Origin of the sequence: Flavobacterium hydatis (genome assembly GCF_000737695.1) — a bacterium.
Classification (GTDB): domain Bacteria; phylum Bacteroidota; class Bacteroidia; order Flavobacteriales; family Flavobacteriaceae; genus Flavobacterium; species Flavobacterium hydatis.
Genome location: NZ_JPRM01000023.1, coordinates 49737 through 71385 on the forward strand (window position 1 = coordinate 49737; position 21649 = coordinate 71385).

Consider the following 21649-nt stretch of genomic DNA (forward strand, 5'->3'; position numbering starts at 1 on the left):
CATATTAAAATTTATCTATGTTTAAAACCAGGAAAGAAATTGTTTTTGTTATCCTTGCCGGAATTTTTATTACCAATGCCGTTGTAGCAGAGTTAATTGGAGGAAAATTAATCCAAATTGGCCCATTTGTAATGAGTATCGGAATCCTTCCTTGGCCGATTGTTTTTTTAACAACCGATTTAATTAATGAGTATTTCGGAGAAAAAGGGGTTAAAAAACTTTCTTTTATAACGGCATGTTTAATCGCTTATGCCTTTATTATCTTATTTATGTCTATCGTAATTCCTGCTGCAAAAGGAATTAGTCCTGTAAATGACGAACAATTCCAGGCAGTTTTTGGGCAAAGTATGTGGATTATTGTTGGTAGTCTTATTGCTTTTATGGCATCTCAGTTAATAGACGTTTGGATGTTTTGGTTTTTTAAAAGAAGAACAGGAGAAAATAAAATATGGCTTAGAACAACGGGATCAACAGTAATTTCACAACTATTTGATTCTTTTATTGTTTTAGGAATTGCTTTTTGGTTACCCGGAAAAATAAATTTCGATACCTTTATATCTTCAGCATTAACAGGCTATACATTTAAACTTTCTGTTGCCGTATTATTAACTCCATTAATATATTTGGGGCATCATTTAATTAAAAAATATTTGGAAGAAGATAATTCCGAAGAAAAAAAAGACAACCATTCAGCATGAAAATTTACAATACCATTTTTTTGATTTTAATTTTATGCTGCTTAATAAGTTGTAACAAAAATGATCGAGATCAATTATTAAAGTCAACGACGAGTGTTTCGGATAAAATAAAAGACATTTCGGAAAGTACAATAGAAACGATAACTTCAGTTAAAGATTCGATTACAAAAACAATAGGTACGCCAAGTAAAATAAAAAACAATAAAACCACTACAGAAAAAGCAATAGTCTTAAAAGATAGTATAGGAATAGAAAATTTCGAAAACGAAAAACTTAAAGGCTTTACTTATTTCAAAAAATTACTATCTACTTGTAAAACGGGAGAAACTCTGACTCAAAAAGAATTAATTGAGAACCATAACATCCCAAAAGAGGGAGTTAGATTAATAAAAAGCATCACCAAAACCGCCGAAGATGAAATTGATATCAAATGGAATTCCACTTGGTTTGTCGAGAAAATTTCGGATGCAAAATTTGCCGATGCCCGAATGAAAATAAAATTCGAAGCAAACAAAATGTATACTTCTGGAAAAGCCATCGGAATAAAATACAACAAAAAAATTTATAACGACTTAATCATCATTGGAACTTCGGCCTATATCCCTTCGGTAAAAGGCTACCATTGGAAAATTGGAAAATAAAACATAAAGAAATCAATACCAAAATGAAGAAAACAAGTATTCTATTTTTATTTATAACGACATTAATATTTACTGCTACAAGCTGTAGCAATGACAGCGACGATGAAAACAATGCTTCAATTGTTGGTAAATGGGAATTTTCACAATACGGAATTGGTCCCATCGACCACGAGATTTTCACAGACCGTGTCAATGTAACAGAATGCGGTAAAGATTATATAGAATTCCTGTCTGACGGAACATTTAAAGTCGTACTATTTCGTAAAGAGAATGGAGACTGCGCCACTTCAAAAGACAATGGAAAATACATAAAAAACGAATCCACTCTTTCTCTTATAATATATATGCTAGACTCTGATCATATCATAGAATCAGAACCTACAGATTCAGAAATTATAATGCTAAACGAAAGCACATTAAAATTTAGATTTTTAACTAAAACTGAAAAGGAAACAGTTTCACAAATTTCAATATTTAAAAAAATATAATTAAAAATGGAACCAATAAGATGTGGCTGGTGTTCAGCAAGCGATTTATATAAAAAATACCATGACGAAGAATGGGGGATTCCTGTTTACGATGATGCATCATTATTTGAGTTTCTAACTCTAGAAACCTTTCAGGCAGGATTAAGTTGGATAACAATATTAAACAAAAGAGAAAATTTTAGAGCAGCTTTTGACAATTTTGATTATAAAAAAATAGCACAATATCCCGAAGATAAAATTGAATCATTGCTTCAAGATACTGGAATAATCCGAAACAAATTAAAAATACGTTCGGCTGTAAGTAACGCGCAAGCATTTATAAAAATACAAGAGGAATTTGGAAGTTTTTCCGATTACATCTGGAAATTTACTGATGGAAAACCCATCATCAACAATCCAAAAACATTAAAAGATGTTCCTGCCACTACTCCACTTTCTGACGCTATTAGTAAAGATTTAAAAAAGAGAGGATTTAAATTTGTTGGCTCAACCGTAATTTACGCCCAAATGCAAGCAACAGGAATGGTCAATGATCATATCGAAGATTGCTGGACTAGAAAAAAATAGTTTTCAGTCGCAGTCTCAGTTTTCATTTTTTTTAAACTTGGCATTTTAAGTTCATAACCGAAAACTGCTACTGAAAACTGAAAACTTTAAAAAAAACATTATATTTGCTTCACACTTTAGGGGTGTCTACAATAAAGTAGGCTGAGATTTTACCCTCTGAACCTGATCTAGTTCATACTAGCGTAGGGAAAAGTAAGATGACTTCCGTGCATACCTATATGCCATTGTAGCCATTCCTAAAGTATAACTATATACTAAATTCTGAAGGAATGGAACTAAAAATCAATCAACAAACCAAACAATTCAATGCTGAAACTCTTAGCGTTCAGGCATTGCTCGATCTCGAATTTCCCAACAAACAAAATGGCATTGCCGTTGCGATAAACAACACCGTTATTCCAAAACCCATCTGGAATACTCATATCCTAAACGAAACCGACGAAATCTTAATTATTTCTGCTACGCAGGGAGGATAATTGTATCTATCAATGAACTGAAGACGCACTGCGGTGCGTCTCTACATATGCGCCTATACACATGCGTCACCATAAAACATCTAACAAAATTTACAATCAAGTTAAAAACTTTAAACTTCCTCCCATGACTAACGAAGAAAAAATATCCAGAACTCCTTTTCCTAACTCCAATAAAGTATATGTTAATGGAGAAATACACCCAATAAAGGTTGCCATGCGCGAGGTAACTCTTAGCGATACCAGACTTTCTAATGGTGGAATCGAAAAAAATCCTTCTGTAACAATTTATGATACATCAGGCCCTTACACAGATCCAAATATCCAAATCGACATCCGAAAAGGATTGCCACGCTTAAGAGAAGAATGGATTTTAGGTCGAAATGATGTAGAAATTCTAGACGAAATTAGTTCTGATTACGGACAAATGCGATTAAATGATGAGAGTTTAAATCACTTGCGTTTTGAGTATTTACACCAACCAAAACGTGCTAAAAAAGGCGCAAACGTTACGCAGCTTTATTATGCTAAACAAGGAATTATTACTCCCGAAATGGAATATATCGCCATTCGTGAAAACCAACGTATTGAGTTATTAAATGAGCAAACGAAAGCTATGCAATGCCAACACGCAGGACATAGTTTTGGTGCTAATACTCCAAAAAGCAAGATAACTCCAGAATTTGTACGAAGCGAAGTAGCGATTGGTCGTGCCATTATTCCAAACAACATTAATCATCCCGAAAGCGAACCTATGATTGTAGGTCGCAATTTCTTGGTAAAAATAAATGCTAATATTGGTAATAGTGCTGTAACATCGACCATTGAGGAAGAAGTCGAAAAAGCTGTTTGGGCTTGTCGTTGGGGAGCCGATACTATAATGGACTTATCTACAGGTAAAAATATTCACGAAACCAGAGAATGGATTATTCGTAATTCGCCAGTGCCTATTGGGACAGTTCCAATTTATCAGGCACTCGAAAAAGTAAAAGGAATCGCTGAAGATTTAACTTGGGAAGTTTTCCGTGATACACTTATTGAGCAAGCCGAGCAAGGAGTTTCTTATTTTACTATTCACGCTGGTGTTTTATTGCGTTACATTCATCTTACTGCCGAACGTGTTACAGGAATTGTATCTCGTGGTGGCTCTATAATGGCAAAATGGTGTTTATTTCATCATAAGGAAAACTTCTTATATACTCATTTTGAAGAAATCTGCGAAATCATGAAACAATATGATGTAGCATTTTCTCTAGGTGATGGTTTACGTCCAGGCTCTATTGCCGATGCGAATGATGCTGCACAATTTGCCGAATTAGAAACTCTTGGAGAATTAGCCAAAATTGCTTGGAAACACGATGTTCAGGTATTTATAGAAGGTCCGGGTCACGTGCCAATGCATATGATTAAAGAAAACATGGACAAACAATTGGAACATTGCAACGAAGCTCCATTTTATACTCTTGGCCCATTAACTACAGATATTGCACCGGGTTATGACCATATTACTTCGGCTATTGGAGCAGCAATGATTGGTTGGTACGGTTGTGCAATGTTGTGTTATGTTACCCCAAAAGAGCATCTTGGTTTACCAAATAAAAAGGATGTAAAAGATGGTGTTATCACTTACAAAATCTCAGCTCATGCTGCCGATTTAGCCAAAGGTCATCCGGGAGCACAATATCGTGACAATGCATTGAGCAAAGCACGTTTTGAATTTCGATGGGAAGATCAGTTTAATCTATCATTAGATCCAGATACAGCAAGAGAATTTCACGACGAAACTCTTCCTGCCGAAGGGGCAAAAATTGCTCATTTCTGCTCTATGTGTGGTCCAAAATTCTGCTCTATGAAAATATCTCAAGAAATCCGTGATGTGGCTGCAGCCGAAAAAGGAATGCAAGAGAAATCGGAAGAGTTTATTGAGCAAGGAAAAGAAATTTATATTTAAGAGAAAGGAAAACAAGAAATAGAGCAAAGAAGCAAGACTATGATAGTTCTATCAAATCCAACAACGATAACAAACGAAATAAATGTAATCCATTCTCTTTTTGAGGAAGGATTACAATTGTTTCATGTACGAAAACCTAGTTATTCGCTGAAGGAAATGATTTCGTTTGTAGCTCAGATAAATCCTGAATTCAGGCCACAATTGGTATTACACAGTCACCATGAATTAGTCGAAAGTTTTAAGATAAACCGAATCCATTTTACAGAAGAAAAAAGAAAAAATAATTTGGAGTTTCCTCCAAAGTTTACAAATCTAATTTTATCAACATCAACACATTCAATTTCAGATTTTAATTCATTAACTCCCGAATTTGAATATGCTTTTTTGAGTCCGGTTTATCCAAGTATTTCTAAGGAAAACTATCTCCCTAAAACTGATTTATTTGAAGCCATAAAAGATAGAACTAATACAAAAACTAAACTAATAGCTTTAGGCGGAATTAATCCTGAAAACATAGAAAAGTCGTTGACAAATGGCTTTGACAATGTTGCTTTATTAGGAACTATTTGGAATGCCGAAAACCCAATTAAAAATTTTAAATCATGCCAGAGAATCGCCCTTTCGTACTTACAATAGCTGGTTTTGACCCTTCTGGCGGTGCTGGAGTTTTGGCTGATTGCAAAACTTTTGAGCAACATCATGTAGCTGGACTTGCCATAAATACAGGAAATACAATTCAGACAGAAAAAGAATTCTTTGAAATAGAATGGACATCTCTTGATTTTGTGTTACGTTCCATAAAAACGCTATTCGGAAATTATAATATAAGGGTGGTAAAAATCGGTATTGTTCCTTCTCTACATTATTTAAAAGAAATTGTTTTTAATATAAAAGAACTTTCGTCTACAACGCAAATAGTCTGGGATACGGTTTTAAAATCTACAACCGAATTTGATTTTATTACCATCGAAAACAAGTCCGATTTAATCGAAATACTTGCTAAAATTGATTTGATTACACCAAATTATAATGAGGTAAAAAAACTATTTCCTGATTTTGATTTTGACGAAAGTCAATTAGATAGACAAATTCCAACTGCTATTTTGTTAAAAGGCGGACATAACAACAAAGCTATCGGAACTGATTATTTGTATAGTCAAAATGATTTTTTTGTGCTTACGCCAAATAACACCAAATGTTATGCAAAACATGGCTCGGGTTGTGTATTATCATCGGCTATTGCTGCTAATCTGGCTTTGGGTCAAGATTTAAAATCAGCCTGTGTAAATGCTAAAAATTATATCGAAAAATATTTGAATTCAACTTCAACCTTAATCGGATATCATTATGTACAATAAACTACAATACATCTCACAAGGAAATACAATCGAGGCACAATTGTACAATATTCACGAGGCGTTAGATAATGGCTGTGATTGGGTACAAATGCGATTTAAAAACCAAACTGCAAAGAATGCTTTTGCTTTAGCAGAAGCGGTAAAGTTTTTATGCGAAGAATATCTAGCTAATTTCATTATCAATGATAATGTATATCTAGCACAACAAATTGCTGCCGATGGAGTTCATCTAGGGCTTTCGGACACAAAAATAGAGGACGCTCGAGCCATATTAGGAAACACTAAAATCATTGGAGGAACAGCCAATACATTTGAAGATATTTCTAATCATATAAAAAATGGCTGCGATTATATTGGTCTTGGCCCATTTCAATTCACAAAAACTAAAGAGAAATTAAGTCCTATTTTAGGTTTAGAAGGATATTATGAGATTATGCAAAAAATCAAATCTAATAATCTCCAAATTCCTATTTATGCTATTGGCGGAATCACATTAGAAAACGTTGATCAGTTAATAGAAACTGGAATTCACGGTATTGCTGTTTCTGGAATGATTACCAAAAGTCCCGAAAAAGGAAAACTCATTACACAACTTAACGAAAAATTATATGCAAACGTCATTATTTAAAATAGGCGATAAATCACTTGAATCCCGTTTGTTTTTGGGAACAGGAAAATTTGGCTCGAATCTGGAAATGGAAAAAGCTATTTTGGCTTCGGGAAGTGAATTAGTTACGGTTGCTTTAAAACGCATTGATTTAGAAACCGAAACCGATGCTATTTTATCACACTTAAAACATCCGAGAATTAATTTATTACCAAATACATCGGGTGCCAGAAATGCAAAAGAAGCAATATTCGCAGCGCAATTAGCACGTGAAGCTCTTGAGACTAATTGGCTAAAACTCGAAATTCATCCTGACCCAAAATACTTAATGCCCGATGCTATCGAAACTTTAATAGCTACCGAAGAATTGGCTAAACTAGGTTTTATTGTGCTGCCCTACATTCACGCTGATCCTGTTTTATGCAAACGTCTTGAAGATGTAGGAACAGCAGCAGTAATGCCATTGGGATCTCCTATTGGGAGTAATAAGGGATTAAAGACAATCGATTTCTTAGAGATTATAATCGAGCAAAGCAATGTTCCTGTAATTATTGATGCCGGAATCGGAGCTCCATCCGACGCCGCAAAAGCTATGGAATTAGGTGCTGATGCAGTTTTGGTTAATACTGCAATTGCCGTAGCAGGAAATCCAGAATTAATGGCGGAAGCTTTTAGAGAAGCTGTAATTGCTGGCCGAAAAGCCTATGAAGCGAAACTAGGAAAACAATATAATCAAGCAATTGCTTCGAGCCCGTTGACTTCTTTTTTATATGATTAACTTAAATTATTTAACCGCAAAGTACACTAAGAAAAAACGCAAAGAACACAAAGCTTTGCGAACTTTGCGTAAACCTTTGTGCCCTTTGCGGTTAAAAAACAAAATCCAATGAACACATTCAAATCTGTTTTTAATCAATACGACTGGAATACCATCCAATCCAAAATATATCAAACTTCTCCTCAAGAAGTAGAACGTGCTTTGGCTAAAAACAAACGGAATCTTGATGATTTTCTTGCATTAATTTCTCCTGCTGCTTTACCCTATTTAGAGCAAATGGCACAAGAATGCCATGAATTAACCAAGAAACGTTTTGGCAAAACGATTCAGATGTATGCACCACTATATTTAAGTAATGAATGCCAGAACATTTGTACTTATTGCGGTTTTAGCTTGGACAATAAAATTAAACGGAAAACACTTTCCGATTCAGAGATTAAACTGGAAGTTGAGGCATTAAAAAATATCGGATTCGACTATGTTTTATTGGTAACTGGCGAAGCAAATTATACTGTAAATATTAATTATTTTCTGAATGCCATTACTCAAATAAGAAAACATTTTTCGATTATTTCTGTTGAAGTTCAGCCACTTTCTACGGGAGAATATGAAAAACTTCATGAAGCTGGCGTATATTCTGTATTAGTATATCAGGAAACGTATCATCAGGAAGTTTACAAAAAGTATCATACTAAAGGTAAAAAATCAAATTTCGATTTTAGATTAGAAACTCCTGACAGAATTGGATCTGCGGGTATTCATAAAATTGGGTTAGGCGTTTTATTAGGTTTAGAAGATTGGCGTACAGACAGTTTTTTTAATGCTTTGCACATAGATTATCTTCAGAAGAAATATTGGCAAACAAAGTATTCCGTTTCTTTCCCGAGGTTACGTCCAGCCGAAGGTATCATCGAACCTAATTTTATTATGGATGATAAAGATTTAACGCAACTGATTTGTGCATACCGATTATGGAATGAAGATTTAGAAATCTCTATATCTACGCGTGAAAATGAAAAATTCAGAAATAATATCATTCCGATTGGAACAACAAGCATGAGTGCAGGTTCTAAAACAAATCCTGGCGGATACGTTGTTGATCCGCAATCATTAGAACAATTTGAGATTAGCGATGAACGTTCGGCTCAAGAAATAGCAAAAATCATTACCAATAGCGGGTATGAGCCGATCTGGAAAGATTGGGACAAAAGCTATAATAGTATTTTTTTGAGTAACAATTTCAACAATCTAAAATCAACAGTCTAAAATCTAAAATTTTATGAGTATTATACAAGATTTTTTACGTTATAACCGTCAAATGATGTTACCCGAAATTGGTGATATCGGTCAAGAAAAAATAAAACAAGCAAAAGTACTGGTTATTGGTGCAGGTGGCTTGGGCTGCCCTGTCTTACAATATTTAGCAACTGCAGGAGTGGGAACAATTGGTATTGCAGATTTTGATATAATAGAAATTCACAATCTACATCGTCAAATTTTATATACAGAAGAAGTTGTTGGTCAAGCCAAAACTTCGACTGCTAAAACTGTAGTCGAAAAACTGAATCCGTTAATTACTGTTATCCCTTTTGAAGAAAAATTAACTCCCGAAAATACATCTCAAATTATTCAGGGATTTGATTTTGTTGTAGATGGTTCGGATAATTTTAAAACTCGCTATTTAGTTAATGATACTTGTGTGAATTTAAACAAAACACTAGTTTACGGAAGTATCTTAAAATTTGAAGGACAAGTAGCCGTTTTTAATCATAATGGTGGTAAAAATTTACGCGATTTATTCCCTGAAATGCCCGATCCAAAAGATGTTCCTAATTGTAACCTTAATGGTGTTCTTGGCACATTACCCGGAATAATAGGCACGATGATGGCACATGAAACATTAAAACTAATACTGGGTTTACCTGCATTAAATAACGAATTAGTTCTTTTTGATACGATATACTGGAACTTTACTAAACTGAATTTCTAGAAAACTATAGTATCGCCAACATTAATAACAGCATTTTCCAGGCATATTAAATTTGTACCAAAGAAAACGGAATTATCTATTTTACGATACTTGCTCAATGTTTTTAATGGTTCTTTTTTTACAACGCCTTTACTAGGATCATTATTTACCATGATGCATCTTCCGCAAGGTTTTATATTTTTGAATTTACCATTTCCAATCTGAAATGCTTCAAAATTATCTTCTTCGTGTGCAACCGTAGTACTAATTACTATATTGGGTCTGAATCTTAAAACAGTTATTTTTTCTGCTAACTTTTCATTTAAATTATCCAAACTTTCGCTTCCTATTAATAAGTACGGATAACCATCGGCAAGGCTAACATTAAATGTGGTATCTAGTTTTGAACTAGTATGTTTTCTATCTCCAATATTAATGATTTTAACTAGTTTACAAGTAAATCCTAGTTGGGCAGTAAACCATTCTGAAGTAGTTTTTTTTACCTCAACAACTTCACTTTTATCATCCCATACCATCGAAGAAATAGGCGTGTCTAAATTTTCATCAATAAAAAATTCATGCTTTTTATCTAGATATGTTATTGTCATTTTCCCATCCGAAATTTGTGGGTAGAACTGACTTAAAAATGGATATTCTCTTTGGGTAATAAATTGATTAAACTCATCTACAAGCATCCATCTGCGGTCATTTTCAAAACCCATTTCTTCAGCCATAGCGCTTTTACAACTAATTCCTGCCAAACTTTTGATAGGATAGATATAAAGTTCTTTTACAATGTAACTAGTACTCATCATTATTTAAAGTTTGCATAAAAAAATCCCGTTCAATTTCTTGGCATCCTAAGCTTTCTAAATGCGGATTGTAAACCTGACAATCTAAGAGTTTATAATTCTCCTCTTTTAGTTTATTTACTAAAGCAATAAAAGCTACTTTGGATGCATTAGACACTTTTGAGAACATACTTTCTCCACAAAAAACATGTCCTAAATCTACGCCATATAAACCACCTACCAATACATCATTCTCCCATACCTCAACCGATTTTGCAAAACCCATCTCGTGAAGTTTACAATAAGATTCAATCATGTTATTAGAAATCCAAGTTCCGTTCTGTCCATCACGTTTTATCTTCTGGCAATTTGAAATTACATCTCTAAAATTCTGGTTGAAAGTTACTTTAAAAATATTTCGATTAAGAATATTACGCATGCTTTTAGTTACAATCAATTCATCCAAAAATAAAACCATTCTAGGATTTGGTGACCACCATAATATTGGCTCTCCTTCATTAAACCAAGGGAAAACTCCGCTTCGATAAGCTAGTTGTAATCGTTCTGGAGATAAATCACCTCCAATTGCCAAAATGCCATCATAATTGGCTTCTGAAACTGGCGGAAAAAATAAAACTTCGGATAAATGATACATTTTTAAGTAAAATATAAAACCCGACAAATTTGAAAAAATTGCCGGGTTTGTTTATTATAAAATCAAAACCTATTGATTAAAATGGTAAATCGTCTGGTTCGTCTTCGTTTAAGTTTGTTGCTGGAGCAAAAGCTTGTGCAGCAGGCATTGGAGGAGTTTGAGCTGGAGCAGCTGTATCTAATCTTTCGATTCTCCAACCTTGGATACTATTAAAGTATTTAGTTTCTCCTTGTGGATTAACCCATTCTCTACCTCTTAAGTTAATTGAAACTTTTACAGGATCTCCTGTTTTATAACTACTCAACAAATCGCATTTATCTTGAGTAAATTCGATCATGATGTGTTGAGGATATTGCTCTTCTGTAGTAACTACAAGTTCTCTTTTTTTGAATGATGCACTAACTTGTTGTTCTGGGTTAACAACTTTTACTTTTCCTGTAACTTCCATCTCCGTTTTTATTTAATTGTTATTTATTTTTTTTATTTTCTTAGCCAAAAGCACTTTCCAAGCCGATATTACATCGTTTTCATCAAGATACTTTTTTGCTTTTTGATGCACTTTGACCTCATCATCTGAGCTCAATACTCCCTTCACAGAAAAGTTTTCTTTCACAAATATACTAACTTCTTCTGTTGTAGGCAAGGCTTCAATATTACCTAATTTACCTAAATCATTCCCATCAAAAACAGGGCTTTCCTTTACATAATCAGGTATTGCATCTACTCCTACTCCTAGGGTTGTAAGTGGTTTTTCGACTTCAAAAAGTCCTTGGTTCGACCTTGAATACCAATTACTTCCTAAGCGAGAAACCAAATCAATTTTATGTTGATCAATCGCTCCGTTTTCATCTAAAATTGCTTCATGAATATGAATTTTTACCACTTCGCAAAGAATCAGATTTCCAGCTCCTCCTTCTGTTCCTAACGGAATAATTTGAGTTACTTTACATTCAAACTGTACTGGTGACTCTTTTACTCTATACGGTTTTACAATATCCGAAGGAATTTGTGTTAATCCAGATTTTATAAATTCGTTTACACCATCGGCATATTCTGTACTAGCAAGCGATGTTTGTTGTACAATATCATAATTAACTACGTTAATAACGACTTCGCGTGTAGCTTCGGCATTTATTAAAGTATGCTTTATAGAATTATCACGTACTCGACGAGAGGGTGAAAAAACCAAAATTGGTGGATTAGCGCTAAAAACATTGAAGAAACTAAATGGTGATAAATTCGGATTTCCGTCTTTATCTATAGTACTTGCAAAAGCAATAGGCCTTGGTCCAACTGCACTTTGTAAATAACCTTGCACTTTTGCGGTCGGAATTTCCTTTGGATCAATACTAATCATACTTATATTTTTCTAATCATTTTTAGAAGACAACAAAAGTACATAAATCGTTTAAGTTTCAAAAGAAGTCTATTCATTTTAAAAATAAAAATCTTTGTATGCATACAAAATATATACTGTGTTTATTTCGTTATATTTATACCACAAAATTTAATTTATGTTTTTTTCAGAAAGAAGAAATACAACCCGATGGATCATTATTTGCGCTTCCTTTTTGATTATTTCCTTAATTCTTTGGAATACTTATACCTTTTTTCAGATTTTTAAAAATGAAGAACGATTAAAAATGAATCTTTGGGCTAATGCTCAAAAAACATTGATTAATGCTGATGAAAATAGCGATGTCGAATTACCATTACAGATATTTAGCAACAACACTTCGATTCCTATTATTTTAACAGAAAAAGATAGTATCATAAGTGCAGTAAACATTGATGAAACTATTATAAAAGATAAACACAGGGCTAGTTCTATCTTAAACAAATTAAAACGAGAGAATGAAGCAATTGTAATCGAGTATGCTCCGGGAAAACATCAGGAACTCTATTACGGTAACTCTGAACTATTAAATAAACTTAAATATTACCCAATTGCTTTATTATTGATTATTTTCTTGTTTGGCGGTTTAGTTTACAACTTCTACAGAAGTACAAAAATGGCTACCCAAAATAAACTTTGGGCGGGAATGGCAAAAGAAACGGCACATCAAATAGGAACTCCTTTATCATCATTAATTGGTTGGGTCGAATTTTTAAAAACCGAAAATATTGATCAATCAATTACTTCTGAGATTGAAAAAGATATTGAGCGATTACAAACTATTACGGATCGTTTCTCTAAAATAGGTTCTACCCCTGTTCTCGAAAATAAGGATATTGTTCAGGAAACAGTAAATACTTATGATTATTTACAATCTCGTTTCTCTAAACAAGTTAATTTTTCCTGCCAGATGCCTGAGCATCCAATTATGGTTATGATTAACCCAATTCTTCATAGTTGGACTATCGAGAATTTGGTGAAAAATGCCATTGATGCAATGAAAGGAAAAGGTAATTTGTCACTAAAAATTGAGCAAGAGGGAAACTTGGTGAAAATAAATGTGTCAGACACAGGAATTGGGATTCCAAAAACCCAATTTAAAACCATATTCGAGCCTGGTTTTACAACCAAAAAAAGAGGTTGGGGATTAGGGCTTTCGTTAACTAAAAGAATTGTCGAGGAATATCATAGCGGCAAGATAAAGGTTTTACAATCTGAAATAGGAAAAGGAACTATTATCCAACTTAATTACAAAATAAATAATCTAACATAAAAAAGAAACCACAAATTCAATAATGAGTTTGTGGTTTCTTTTTATTTAAAAGGTACTTATTTAAGGCTATAAATTAGCCTGAATACTTTTAGCCAAAGCCTCAAATTCTTCTTTTGTAAGTGATACTTTATTATGGAAACGCATTTCGTCCATTTCGTTAAGCGGAATTAAATGTACGTGTGCATGAGGAACTTCAAGTCCTACTACTGCCATTCCTACTCTTTTACAAGGAACTGTTTTCTCTAAAGCTATTGCAACCTTTTTAGAAAACTGCATTAATCCTAGATATAACTCATCATCCATATCAAAAATCTTATTGATTTCTTGCTTCGGGATACAAAGCGTATGTCCTTTGGCATTTGGGTTTACATCTAGAAATGCCAAAAAATTATCGTCTTCGGTAATTTTATAACTTGGGATTTCTCCGTTTACTATTTTGGTAAATATGCTCATTTTATATTCGTTTATTTGGTTAATCGTTTAATCGATTTAACGATTAAACAGTTAAACTAAAAATTTAGTCTCTTGAAATTTCAAGGATTTCGAATTTCAAAACACCATTAGGAACTGTGATTTCAGCAACTTCTCCAACTGACTTTCCTAGTAAACCTTTCCCAATAGGAGATGTTACTGATATTTTTCCAGTTTTTAAATCAGCTTCACTTTCCGCAACAAGTGTATATTTCATTTCCATACCGTTGCTTTGGTTTTTAATTTTTACATTAGAAAGCACCAACGCTTTAGAAACATCTAACTGCGATTCATCGATTAATCTTGCATTCGAATACACTTCTTCTAATTTAGAAATTCTCATTTCAAGTAGGCCTTGTGCTTCTTTAGCTGCATCATATTCGGCGTTTTCAGATAAATCTCCTTTATCTCTTGCTTCGGCTATATCTTGGGATGCCTTTGGACGCATTACACTTTTTAAGTGCTCCAATTCATCTTTTAATTTTTTTAATCCTTCTGCTGTATAATAAGATACTTTACTCATAACTTCGTCGTTTATATAAATAGAAAAAATCCCATCGGGACGGGATTTCTTATTACAAAGATACTATTATTTTTAATAGTACATAATTATATGTTAATCATATAGATTTCAAATCTAATTAAATTAATTTTGTTTCACTAATTCTTTTTTTATAATAATGAAAAAATTCTGGCTTTTATCCCTGTTTGTTGTTCTGCTCATGTCTTGTAGTGATAGTCGTGACAGAAGTAAAAATCCTAATATTCCGAATTATTCTGTAAATCTTACTGTTGATACGAATTTGCCTGCCTATTCTAATCTTAAATTTATAAGTAATCCCGTTTATATTCCTAACTATGGAGCAAAAGGTTTAATTATAATGAAAGTTGGCGAAACTTCCTATAATGTTTTTGATGCAGCTTGTCCTAATCAACCTATATCAGAGTGTGTTGCCATGACGATTGATGGAATAAATGCTGTTTGTTCTTGTGACAAAAGTGCTTATAGTTTATTTACAGGATTGGGAGATAAAGAATACCCTATGAAACAATATCGTGTAGATATAGCTGGAAGTACATTACGTATATATAACTAAAAAAGAAAAAAAGAAAAGCCTGAAAGATTAAAATTTTCAGGCTTTTTTTATAATATAAAACTAAATTGATTTAAAACTTAAGCGTTAATCCTGCTAAGAAGTTAATTCCTGCCTGTGGATAATAAGATGGATAAATATCCCACATAGCTCCGTTTGAAACATATTTTTTATCCAGAATGTTATTTACCAAACCAGTAATTGTAATTGATCTAAAAATAGATTTTGGTTTTATCTCGTAAGCAATATTCAAATCGTTTGTAAAATAATCCGCTAGTTTCGCAGCTGGCAATTCTATATTATTCATGAATTGTTCTCCTACGTACTTTTGCAATAGCGAAACATACAATCCTTCTATTGGTTTATAAACAATAATGTTTCCTACTATTACTTCTGGTGAATAGGCAATACTTGTTGTACCATAATACTCTCCATCCACAGCCAAATCTACATTTTTGTTACTACTTAATGTAAAATTAGGTCTTATTATAAACTTTTCCGACAAGGCAATCGTAGCATCAACCTCTAGCCCTAAACGGTAACTTTTTTCGGTATTTGCACGGATTGGAGCTCCAACATCATCTAACCTTCCTGTTAAAATCAATTGATCTTTGTATCCCATATAATATACATTTGAAGTCAATTGTACTTTCTCTGAATTATATCTCCATCCTAATTCAAAGTCATTTAATTTCTCTGGCTTTACATTTCCTCCTTCATAATCTGTTCTATTTGGCTCACGATTAGCTCTTGCATAAGAGAAATACAAGGTGCTTTTTAAGTTGATTTCGTAATTCAATCCTGCTTTTGGATTAAAGAAATTAAAATTATCATCGACTAAACCAGTTTGTTTACTATTGGCTTTATACTGTACATTTCTATATTGCAAATCACCATAAAAACTAAATTTATCGGTTAATTGATAATTTGCTTTCGCAAAAATATTCCCGTCTGTTTTTACTGAATGATCATCGTAATAACGATCTCCTAGTTCTGTTTGAGCAGCATTTCTTGCCCAAATTACTTTACCAAAATGATCGCCTTCATATCTATTCCAGCCTCCTCCTAAAATTACATCTAACTTATCTGTAACATATTTTGCAGAAAAAGTAGTTCCATAAAAATCATTATCCAACCATTTCTGGCGAATTAAATCTGTTCCCGGAACTAATTCTCCTAAATCATTATACACCATCTTAGTAGGCTCAATTCCTCCGTAACCTTCAACTGGTTCATTATATTTATAATTCTCATAATATCCTTTCCCTTTTGTATAATGCGCAGCAAGATTTGTACTCCATTTTTCGGATATAAACTCACTCCAATGCAACTGATAATGGTTTTGATTATAATTATCGGTTTCATTATCATAAAAACGAATATTCCCTGATGCATCTTTAAACTTCCCTGCTGAGTTGTAGGTTCTGTTTGTATTTAGAGTTACTGCATCAATTCCGTTCCAAGCTTGGTACGTTTTTTCGGTTCCACCAAAAACCAAAGCTTTAATTAAAGTCGTTTTACCTACATAAGTTCCTTGCAAAAAATAAGATTTTAAATCGGTACTTGCTCTATCTATATATCCATCTGATTTTATAGTCGATAAACGTCCTGCAATTTCAAAATGGTCATTTAATAAACCCGTACTAAACTTAACTGTATTTTTTAATGTATTGAATGATCCAACCGAAGTAGCAATTTCTCCCGTAGCCTTTGTAGCATAACTATCGGTCAATAAGTTTAAACTTGCTCCAAAAGCGCTCGAACCGTTTGTTGAGGTACCAACACCTCTTTGTAGCTGTAAACTCTCTACAGAAGAAGCAAAATCAGGCATATTTACCCAAAATGTTCCTTGACTCTCTGCATCATTATATGGGATTCCGTTTATGGTAACATTTACTCTTGTAGCGTCACTTCCTCGTACACGTATTCCTGAATAACCTATTCCGTTTCCAGCATCCGAAGTCGTAACAACCGACGGCATATAGTTCATAAGAACAGGGATATCCTGACCTAAATTTCTGAATTTAATGTCTTTTTTATTTAAATTACTAAAACTAACAGGAGTTTTGGTTGTAACACGCACTGCCGAAACCAATACATTATCTAGCTGATTAACTTTGGTTGTATCTTGTACTTGTGCGAAAGAGTGAAGGGAATAGAAGAAAGAGAATAGAAAAAAGAGAGATGGCTTATAGTTTTTCAACTTTGAACCTTTGCAACTTAGTACCTCAGTACCTTTAATAAAAATAGTTTTCATCCGTAAATAATTACGAATAAAAGGGGGAATTATTCTTTTTGTTAAATTAATAAATGTTTCACGACAAAATATAGTGTGCACGCTAAAATTGTCGTTTTTTCCCTTAGCAACATTACTCGCTCAGGTTCTTTGGGTATGATCTCAGCTCGTTATTTAGAGCACCCCTTTGAGACGATGCAAAAGTAGAAAAGATTTTTAGATATATTAGATTGTTTGACTATTAGATTTTTTTAAATTGACTAAAATCAAAGAGCATTAATCTAAATCAGGCTTCCTACGAGATTGCTTTATCTCCGAAACGTTCTTTTTATCCTTGATACGTTTACGAATTACTGATTTTGGAACCTTAGTCGCTTTTCGAGGTTTCTGAATTATTAATGCATTCTTAATCAATTCTAAAAAACGTTTTGTTACAATACTTTTATTTTTTAGCTGACTTCTGTCTTCATCACAATTCAAAATTAAAACTGTATCTAAAGTTAATCTTGTCGCTAATTTTATTTCTAAAAGTATTTTTTCTTCTGCAGATAAAGCTTGTGAATTTCGTAAATCAAAGCTCAAAACTACCTTTGAGGATACTTTGTTTACATTCTGTCCGCCAGCGCCACTACTGCGAACAGCTTTATAAGTTAACTCTGTAACAATTTTTTCTATTTCCATTATTGTGGCTGATGAGCTGCTTTTAATAAATCGTTTACTGTTTTTACAGGATTAAAAGTAATTATCGGTACTGCAACAAAAACAGTTAACCATTTTGCCATTGCACCGTTCCACAGTCCTGGTAATTCGTAACTTTTTACCGTTTGTCCTAAATTACTCTTCTCAACTATAAAACCAGCATTATTATCTACAAATTGCATCAAATCAAATTTTTGGCTTTTATAATTTTTTATCCCACAAACTAAATCTACTGGGTTAAAATGAGTTGCATTTGCTAAAATAGCTGCTTGGTTTTTATCTTCTAAATCTACCTGTGAAGCTTCGACAATCTGAAGCGAAATAACTCCTTCTTCATCCTGAACCCAAAATGGCCCTCCTCCTGGTTCTCCTTCATTTTTTACCATTCCGCATACGCGAATTGGTCTATCTAGAACTTCTTTTATTCTATTTGCTTTATTTTCTAAAGTAAGTTCTTCAATATCTGCTCCTACTTCTATATTCAGATTCTGTTTTAAAAACAAAACTACCTCAGTAATCTTTTCTTCTGTTACTTCCTTATTTTCGATATCCCTTAAATATCCGAAAATCTTATTTTGTAATTCTATTAGAATCCCTGCCAAAGCTTTTTTATATAAAGCAATTTTCTCGATATGATTCTGGATTACATTATCGATGTTCTTAATAAAAATAACATCTGCATCTAGATTATTCAAGTTTTCTATTAAAGCCCCATGTCCGCCTGGTCTAAATACCAATTGCCCATCATCGGTTCTTACTGGTTTATTTTCTAAATCTACAGTAATTGAATCGGTACTTTTATTTTGATAAGAATAACTGATTCCGATTTTTGTTCCTGACTCTTTCTCAATTTTTGTTTTAACAGCATCAACACATTCTTCAAATTGACTTTGATGAATTTCTGAAACTGTAAAATGTAAATTTGAAACAGAATTTGAACTAGCGTAATAAGCACATTCATGCAAATGTTCCTCGATAGGATTTGCAATATGAGTTTTATATTGATGAAAAGGTAAAACTGCTTTTGGTTTATTAGCAAAATCAAAATAATCTGAAGCCAATAATATTTTTATAAAATAATAATTTTTATAATCTGTGCTTAAAGAATCAAAATCAGGATATACTTCTCTTAACTTTTTATCTACAGCTTCAAAAAAAGGAAACTTATCCATCCCTATAATAAAAAGAGATAACTGACTTTCTTTCTTTCTATTGATGTATGCATTAATACTCTCCTTTTCGATATTAAAATCATTTAGAAATGCACTCAAAAACTTAAACATCCTGCTTGCTGCTCCCGATGCTGGAACGAATTTTTTTAGCTTTAAATTCGATTTATTCCCATCAAATACAGCCGCTTTAGTTTCAAAATCAGCCTCCGATAAGTTCAAAATTCCGTTTAAAACTGTAGCTGGACTTATTAAGTTACTTTTGTTTATTCCGCTTTTAAAAATCTCTAATTGATTTTTAATTTTTTCAAAAGGAATTCCGTACTCATAAATCTGTACAAAATCGGCCGAAGAAAACCCTAATTCTTTAGCAATTGTCAAATTATTGATTATTTCTATTGCCTTAGCCAAGCGTAATTCTTTATTCCCTGATAAGGTTATATACGGTTTTCTAGTCTTTACTACTGTTTCTTTAAAAACTGAAAAAACAGATTCTCTTTCGTTTGGACTGTCCCGAATATCATCTTTCTCCCAAGGAACATCTATATCGGTAAGGAAAAATAAGTCGTATTCGTGTTCTAGTGCAGCTTCATTTAATAGTGGATTACAAAAACCATAGTACATCTCCGAGAATACTTTGGTTACCATAAGATTGGTATCGCAAAATAAATACTTATTTGCTAAAGCTAATTTTTCGTTTTCTAGTTTTGTTTGCCCATAAGCAATTGGCATCATATCTTCCTCAACACAAATATGCTGATTCTCTTCCCATCTTTCTTGAAGATAATCACGTGCAAACTCAGGAACCCACTCCGTTTCATAATACGAAGCAAGTTGCTTAGCCAAAGTTGTTTTACCAGTACTCTCGGGACCGAATAAAGCAAATTTTAATATTCTTGTATCTTGTTGTTTAAGATTTTCTTCCATTCTAAATAAGCTGAAATAGCCAAAATTGTAAAAATTAAATATTGGAATGATAACATTCCTAACCCACGATAAGCATATAAAGGCACCACAATAATGTCGCCAATAATCCAAAGGGTCCAATTTTCTATCTTTTTCTTTGCCATATACCACATTCCGGTAAAGAATATGCCTGAGGCAAGAATATCAATATAATTATCTTTATGTAACTCGTAATCGAAAAATTTATAGATACCAAAAACTACAAAAATTGTAATGACGAATAGTCCAATACCTATTATTTTTTCCTGATTATTGGTACGTGTAATTGGTAAATTATCTTCTTGATTTGTTCCTTTTGCCCAGTTGTACCAGCCATAAATACTCATAATCGAGAAATATCCATTAATCATCATATCGCCTAAATAACCTGCTATATAAAGCAAATAAACCGAAATTACTGTGGCTATTAATCCTGTAGGATATACCCAAATATTTTCTTTTTTAGCAAACCAAACACTTAAAATCCCAAACACAAAAACAAGAAACTCTAAGCCAATATGCCAAAGAGGAACATTTTTGTACGCATTAAGAAAAAAATCAATCATTGAATTTGTTTGTTTTTATTACTTAAATCAAGTTTTAGGATTCAAAAAAATGAACATCATTTTCAAAAGCTGTTCCTATAACTACTAGATCTGCCCCCATTTCATAGGCTTTTTGAATTTGAGACAAAGCTACAATTCCGCCGCCAACAATTAGTGGGATATTTATATTTTGAGAAATCAATTGAATCATTTCTAAAGGAACGGCTTGCTTAGCTCCACTTCCTGCCTCTAGATAAATTAATTTATTACCCAACATTTCGCCTGCTTGTGCTGTTGCTAATGCCAAATCGAGATTTGTTCTATCTAGAGGCTTAGTTTTACTAACGCGTGCAACTGCAGTTTCGTTTCCGCTTTCTATTAAAATATATCCTGTTGGAATAATCTCCAAATTCATTCTTTTTAATATTGGCGCTGCCTGAACCTGATATTCGATTAAATAATCTGGATTTCTACCCGACAATAACGATAAAAACAAAATTGCATCGGCTTGTGGCGAAATTTGCGATGGATCTCCAGGGAAAATTATAACGGGCAAAGTCGTTTTTAATTTTAACTGAAAAACTAAATCTTCGAGAATTGTACTTTCTACCAAACTACCTCCTACAAAAATATGTGTAGCGGGCGATTGATTTATTTTTTGCAGTAAGCAATCAAGATTTTGCCAAGTAATTTTATCTGGATCCAAAAGAATTGCAAGTAATTTTCGATTCTCGATTTTGGCCAATCGTATTTGTTTGTATATGTCTTGTACTTTTTGTTCCATAACGAGCGTAAAAGTAAAAGTTTTTTTATGCAAGAGAACTATTTCGAATCAATTATATTTG

25 protein-coding genes and 1 riboswitch are annotated in these 21649 nt (G+C 33.0%); of the genes, 14 read left to right on the top strand and 11 right to left on the bottom strand.

The window, feature by feature from the left end; all coding sequences use genetic code 11:
* Positions 1 to 17: 17 nt before the first annotated feature.
* The 12 genes from IW20_RS14435 to IW20_RS14490 all read left to right on the top strand — a co-directional run bounded on the left by IW20_RS14435 (position 18) and on the right by IW20_RS14490 (position 9551).
* Positions 18 to 698, top strand: a complete 681-nt coding sequence (locus IW20_RS14435; RefSeq protein WP_035623634.1) for a queuosine precursor transporter — start codon at positions 18 to 20, stop codon at positions 696 to 698.
* Positions 695 to 1339 (top strand): hypothetical protein, encoded by a 645-nt coding sequence (locus IW20_RS14440; protein WP_035623637.1) that lies wholly within the window; start codon positions 695 to 697, stop codon positions 1337 to 1339. The genes IW20_RS14435 and IW20_RS14440 overlap by 4 nt, the downstream gene beginning before the upstream one ends.
* Positions 1321 to 1827 carry a lipocalin-like domain-containing protein gene (locus tag IW20_RS14445; protein ID WP_035623639.1) on the top strand — a complete coding sequence of 169 codons (507 nt, stop codon included), beginning with the start codon at positions 1321 to 1323 and terminating at the stop codon, positions 1825 to 1827. Before IW20_RS14440 ends, IW20_RS14445 begins: the two co-directional genes overlap by 19 nt.
* A gap of 6 nt (positions 1828 to 1833) precedes the next feature.
* On the top strand, positions 1834 to 2394 hold the full coding sequence (locus IW20_RS14450) for a DNA-3-methyladenine glycosylase I (protein WP_035623641.1): 561 nt from the start codon (positions 1834 to 1836) through the stop codon (positions 2392 to 2394).
* Between the two features lie 108 nt (positions 2395 to 2502).
* A riboswitch (TPP riboswitch) is annotated at positions 2503 to 2600 on the top strand.
* 63 nt (positions 2601 to 2663) lie between these two features.
* A complete protein-coding gene (gene thiS / locus IW20_RS14455; protein WP_035623643.1) occupies positions 2664 to 2870 on the top strand; it encodes a sulfur carrier protein ThiS in 207 nt (68 codons plus the stop codon).
* Positions 2871 to 2994: 124 nt separating this feature from the next.
* Complete coding sequence (gene thiC / locus IW20_RS14460) at positions 2995 to 4818, top strand: phosphomethylpyrimidine synthase ThiC (protein WP_035623645.1); 1824 nt, start codon at positions 2995 to 2997, stop codon at positions 4816 to 4818.
* Between the two features lie 39 nt (positions 4819 to 4857).
* On the top strand, positions 4858 to 5454 hold the full coding sequence (locus IW20_RS14465) for a thiamine phosphate synthase (protein ID WP_035623648.1): 597 nt from the start codon (positions 4858 to 4860) through the stop codon (positions 5452 to 5454).
* Positions 5421 to 6176 (top strand): hydroxymethylpyrimidine/phosphomethylpyrimidine kinase, encoded by a 756-nt coding sequence (locus IW20_RS14470; RefSeq protein WP_035623650.1) that lies wholly within the window; start codon positions 5421 to 5423, stop codon positions 6174 to 6176. Before IW20_RS14465 ends, IW20_RS14470 begins: the two co-directional genes overlap by 34 nt.
* Positions 6166 to 6804: a thiamine phosphate synthase gene (locus IW20_RS14475; protein WP_035623653.1), complete on the top strand. Its 639-nt coding sequence runs from the start codon at positions 6166 to 6168 to the stop codon at positions 6802 to 6804. The genes IW20_RS14470 and IW20_RS14475 overlap by 11 nt, the downstream gene beginning before the upstream one ends.
* Entirely contained in the window at positions 6785 to 7561 is a 777-nt protein-coding gene (locus IW20_RS14480; protein ID WP_035623655.1) for a thiazole synthase, read from the top strand. The genes IW20_RS14475 and IW20_RS14480 overlap by 20 nt, the downstream gene beginning before the upstream one ends.
* A 108-nt stretch (positions 7562 to 7669) precedes the next feature.
* Positions 7670 to 8827, top strand: a complete 1158-nt coding sequence (gene thiH, locus IW20_RS14485) for a 2-iminoacetate synthase ThiH (protein WP_051885777.1) — start codon at positions 7670 to 7672, stop codon at positions 8825 to 8827.
* Positions 8828 to 8840: 13 nt separating this feature from the next.
* Positions 8841 to 9551 carry a HesA/MoeB/ThiF family protein gene (locus IW20_RS14490; RefSeq protein WP_035623658.1) on the top strand — a complete coding sequence of 237 codons (711 nt, stop codon included), beginning with the start codon at positions 8841 to 8843 and terminating at the stop codon, positions 9549 to 9551.
* Here the strand turns inward: IW20_RS14490 and IW20_RS14495 are convergent.
* The 4 genes from IW20_RS14495 to IW20_RS14510 form a co-directional block, all read right to left on the bottom strand.
* Complete coding sequence (locus tag IW20_RS14495; protein ID WP_240478494.1) at positions 9548 to 10345, bottom strand: MOSC domain-containing protein; 798 nt, start codon at positions 10343 to 10345, stop codon at positions 9548 to 9550. The two genes, IW20_RS14490 and IW20_RS14495, sit on opposite strands and share 4 nt — an antisense overlap.
* Positions 10332 to 10976: a leucyl/phenylalanyl-tRNA--protein transferase gene (gene aat / locus IW20_RS14500; protein ID WP_035623663.1), complete on the bottom strand. Its 645-nt coding sequence runs from the start codon at positions 10974 to 10976 to the stop codon at positions 10332 to 10334. Before aat ends, IW20_RS14495 begins: the two co-directional genes overlap by 14 nt.
* A 76-nt stretch (positions 10977 to 11052) precedes the next feature.
* A complete protein-coding gene (locus IW20_RS14505; protein WP_035623666.1) occupies positions 11053 to 11424 on the bottom strand; it encodes a DUF3127 domain-containing protein in 372 nt (123 codons plus the stop codon).
* A gap of 12 nt (positions 11425 to 11436) precedes the next feature.
* Entirely contained in the window at positions 11437 to 12333 is an 897-nt protein-coding gene (locus IW20_RS14510) for a flavin reductase family protein (protein WP_035623669.1), read from the bottom strand.
* A 157-nt stretch (positions 12334 to 12490) separates the two neighbouring features.
* Between IW20_RS14510 and IW20_RS14515 the strand changes: the two genes are divergently transcribed.
* Positions 12491 to 13645, top strand: a complete 1155-nt coding sequence (locus tag IW20_RS14515; RefSeq protein WP_035623672.1) for a sensor histidine kinase — start codon at positions 12491 to 12493, stop codon at positions 13643 to 13645.
* A 66-nt stretch (positions 13646 to 13711) separates the two neighbouring features.
* Here the strand turns inward: IW20_RS14515 and IW20_RS14520 are convergent, their stop codons facing one another.
* The gene (locus tag IW20_RS14520) at positions 13712 to 14098 is read right to left on the bottom strand and encodes an HIT family protein (protein WP_035623675.1); all 387 of its coding nucleotides are present in this window, start codon (positions 14096 to 14098) and stop codon (positions 13712 to 13714) included.
* A gap of 64 nt (positions 14099 to 14162) precedes the next feature.
* Positions 14163 to 14639, bottom strand: coding sequence for a transcription elongation factor GreA (greA, locus tag IW20_RS14525; RefSeq protein ID WP_035623677.1), 477 nt, complete (start codon positions 14637 to 14639; stop codon positions 14163 to 14165).
* Between the two features lie 157 nt (positions 14640 to 14796).
* Between greA and IW20_RS14530 the strand changes: the two genes are divergently transcribed.
* Positions 14797 to 15213, top strand: a complete 417-nt coding sequence (locus IW20_RS14530) for a Rieske (2Fe-2S) protein (RefSeq protein WP_035623679.1) — start codon at positions 14797 to 14799, stop codon at positions 15211 to 15213.
* Between the two features lie 70 nt (positions 15214 to 15283).
* Here the strand turns inward: IW20_RS14530 and IW20_RS14535 are convergent, their stop codons facing one another.
* The 5 genes from IW20_RS14535 to IW20_RS14555 form a co-directional block, all read right to left on the bottom strand.
* The gene (locus tag IW20_RS14535) at positions 15284 to 17467 is read right to left on the bottom strand and encodes a TonB-dependent receptor (protein ID WP_035623681.1); all 2184 of its coding nucleotides are present in this window, start codon (positions 17465 to 17467) and stop codon (positions 15284 to 15286) included.
* 255 nt (positions 17468 to 17722) lie between these two features.
* Positions 17723 to 18127, bottom strand: a complete 405-nt coding sequence (gene arfB, locus IW20_RS14540; RefSeq protein ID WP_035623684.1) for an alternative ribosome rescue aminoacyl-tRNA hydrolase ArfB — start codon at positions 18125 to 18127, stop codon at positions 17723 to 17725.
* A complete protein-coding gene (locus tag IW20_RS14545) occupies positions 18127 to 20241 on the bottom strand; it encodes a DUF4301 family protein (protein ID WP_035623686.1) in 2115 nt (704 codons plus the stop codon). The genes arfB and IW20_RS14545 overlap by 1 nt, the downstream gene beginning before the upstream one ends.
* On the bottom strand, positions 20202 to 20825 hold the full coding sequence (pnuC, locus tag IW20_RS14550) for a nicotinamide riboside transporter PnuC (protein WP_035623689.1): 624 nt from the start codon (positions 20823 to 20825) through the stop codon (positions 20202 to 20204). Before pnuC ends, IW20_RS14545 begins: the two co-directional genes overlap by 40 nt.
* A 34-nt stretch (positions 20826 to 20859) precedes the next feature.
* On the bottom strand, positions 20860 to 21588 hold the full coding sequence (locus IW20_RS14555; RefSeq protein ID WP_035623692.1) for a phosphoglycerol geranylgeranyltransferase: 729 nt from the start codon (positions 21586 to 21588) through the stop codon (positions 20860 to 20862).
* Positions 21589 to 21649 lie beyond the last annotated feature (61 nt).

What these genes read in the sequence shown, in the direction of transcription:
- IW20_RS14465 (WP_035623648.1), top strand. Translation starts at nt 4,858, where the DNA reads ATGATAGTTCTATCAAATCCAACAACGATAACAAACGAAATAAATGTA.
- IW20_RS14475 (WP_035623653.1), top strand. Translation starts at nt 6,166, where the DNA reads ATGTACAATAAACTACAATACATCTCACAAGGAAATACAATCGAGGCA.
- IW20_RS14495 (WP_240478494.1), bottom strand. Translation starts at nt 10,345, where the DNA reads ATGATGAGTACTAGTTACATTGTAAAAGAACTTTATATCTATCCTATC.
- aat (WP_035623663.1), bottom strand. Translation starts at nt 10,976, where the DNA reads ATGTATCATTTATCCGAAGTTTTATTTTTTCCGCCAGTTTCAGAAGCC.
- arfB (WP_035623684.1), bottom strand. Translation starts at nt 18,127, where the DNA reads ATGGAAATAGAAAAAATTGTTACAGAGTTAACTTATAAAGCTGTTCGC.
- IW20_RS14505 (WP_035623666.1), bottom strand. Translation starts at nt 11,424, where the DNA reads ATGGAAGTTACAGGAAAAGTAAAAGTTGTTAACCCAGAACAACAAGTT.
- IW20_RS14535 (WP_035623681.1), bottom strand. Translation starts at nt 17,467, where the DNA reads ATGAAAACTATTTTTATTAAAGGTACTGAGGTACTAAGTTGCAAAGGT.
- thiH (WP_051885777.1), top strand. Translation starts at nt 7,670, where the DNA reads ATGAACACATTCAAATCTGTTTTTAATCAATACGACTGGAATACCATC.
- IW20_RS14515 (WP_035623672.1), top strand. Translation starts at nt 12,491, where the DNA reads ATGTTTTTTTCAGAAAGAAGAAATACAACCCGATGGATCATTATTTGC.
- IW20_RS14520 (WP_035623675.1), bottom strand. Translation starts at nt 14,098, where the DNA reads ATGAGCATATTTACCAAAATAGTAAACGGAGAAATCCCAAGTTATAAA.
- thiC (WP_035623645.1), top strand. Translation starts at nt 2,995, where the DNA reads ATGACTAACGAAGAAAAAATATCCAGAACTCCTTTTCCTAACTCCAAT.
- IW20_RS14530 (WP_035623679.1), top strand. Translation starts at nt 14,797, where the DNA reads ATGAAAAAATTCTGGCTTTTATCCCTGTTTGTTGTTCTGCTCATGTCT.
- IW20_RS14490 (WP_035623658.1), top strand. Translation starts at nt 8,841, where the DNA reads ATGAGTATTATACAAGATTTTTTACGTTATAACCGTCAAATGATGTTA.
- IW20_RS14435 (WP_035623634.1), top strand. Translation starts at nt 18, where the DNA reads ATGTTTAAAACCAGGAAAGAAATTGTTTTTGTTATCCTTGCCGGAATT.
- pnuC (WP_035623689.1), bottom strand. Translation starts at nt 20,825, where the DNA reads ATGATTGATTTTTTTCTTAATGCGTACAAAAATGTTCCTCTTTGGCAT.
- IW20_RS14510 (WP_035623669.1), bottom strand. Translation starts at nt 12,333, where the DNA reads ATGATTAGTATTGATCCAAAGGAAATTCCGACCGCAAAAGTGCAAGGT.
- IW20_RS14470 (WP_035623650.1), top strand. Translation starts at nt 5,421, where the DNA reads ATGCCAGAGAATCGCCCTTTCGTACTTACAATAGCTGGTTTTGACCCT.
- IW20_RS14440 (WP_035623637.1), top strand. Translation starts at nt 695, where the DNA reads ATGAAAATTTACAATACCATTTTTTTGATTTTAATTTTATGCTGCTTA.
- IW20_RS14555 (WP_035623692.1), bottom strand. Translation starts at nt 21,588, where the DNA reads ATGGAACAAAAAGTACAAGACATATACAAACAAATACGATTGGCCAAA.
- greA (WP_035623677.1), bottom strand. Translation starts at nt 14,639, where the DNA reads ATGAGTAAAGTATCTTATTATACAGCAGAAGGATTAAAAAAATTAAAA.
- IW20_RS14480 (WP_035623655.1), top strand. Translation starts at nt 6,785, where the DNA reads ATGCAAACGTCATTATTTAAAATAGGCGATAAATCACTTGAATCCCGT.
- IW20_RS14545 (WP_035623686.1), bottom strand. Translation starts at nt 20,241, where the DNA reads ATGGAAGAAAATCTTAAACAACAAGATACAAGAATATTAAAATTTGCT.
- thiS (WP_035623643.1), top strand. Translation starts at nt 2,664, where the DNA reads ATGGAACTAAAAATCAATCAACAAACCAAACAATTCAATGCTGAAACT.
- IW20_RS14450 (WP_035623641.1), top strand. Translation starts at nt 1,834, where the DNA reads ATGGAACCAATAAGATGTGGCTGGTGTTCAGCAAGCGATTTATATAAA.